The following is a 1,056-nucleotide window of genomic DNA, read 5'->3' on the forward strand; positions in this document are numbered from 1 at the left end:
CACATTATCGCGTTAGGCGATTATAGTGCGTCTTTTTTGATACAAAGAACGTGGTATTTACCGTCTTCGATCTCTGCACCTTCAGTTTCGTGTTCGAAACCAGGGAATTCAGCGTCCCATGCTTCTAGTGCTTTCAAGTACTGGATTTGAGGACTTGTTTCGTCACCGAAGTTTTCGCCACCCATTAGCATTGGGATGCCTGGTGGGTAAGGAATAACAGAGTTCGCTGCAACACGACCAACAAGCTTGTCAGAAGGTACTAGTTCTACGTCATCAGATACTACGAACTGGTAAGCAGTACGTGGCTTCACTTCCATTTCTGGAAGGCTTGAGTAAGCGTGGTTTAGTACTTGGCTTGGGTTATGACGTACTAGGTATTCAAACATCTTGTTACCAAGATCTTTAAGACCAAGACCGCGGTAAACTTCTGGAGCAGAAGCGACTAGCTCAGGCAGTAATGTTTCGATATCTGCGTTTGCATCGTAGTGACGCTTGAATGACAACAAGGTGTTGATCAATGTATCACGCTTACCTTTAGTAATACCCATTGAGAATAGGAACATTACTTGGAAGTCAGTGGTACGAGTTGGTACGATACCGAAACGACCTAGGTATGCAGTTACAAGTGCTGCTGGAACACCTGTTTCTAGGAAGTTACCGTTGTCGTCAAGACCTGGAGTTAGCAAGCTAACTTTGATTGGATCAAGCATACACCAGTCATTGTCGATTTCGTCAAAGCCGTGCCACTTGTCACCAGGAGTCAATTTCCAGTTCTGTTGGATAGTCATTAGTGACTCAACAGAAGCATCTTCGAAATTAACTTTGTCGCCGTTCATTTCAGTAACAGTTTCAGCATTCCAAGGCTTGAAGAACCAATCGTTTTCAGCCGTGTAATCGTTGAATAGTTGACGCATGTTTTGACGGAAGATGATCGCTTCGCGGTTAACTTCGTTAGTTAGCGATAGACCACTTTCGCCTTTCATCATATTCGCAGCAACATCGTTAGACGCACAGATTGCGTATAGTGGTGATGTTGAAGTGTGCATCATGTAAGCT

1 protein-coding gene is annotated in these 1,056 nt (G+C 44.1%); it reads right to left on the reverse strand.

All coding sequences use genetic code 11. The annotated features are described in order from the left end of the window. Nucleotides 1–20: 20 nt before the first annotated feature. The coding region (locus C0W29_RS21400) for an Orn/Lys/Arg family decarboxylase (RefSeq protein WP_459562005.1) at nt 21–1,056 on the reverse strand (1,036 nt) is incomplete at its 5' end.

Origin of the sequence: Photobacterium kishitanii (assembly GCF_003026355.1) — a bacterium.
In the GTDB taxonomy this organism is placed as follows: Bacteria; Pseudomonadota; Gammaproteobacteria; order Enterobacterales; family Vibrionaceae; genus Photobacterium; species Photobacterium kishitanii.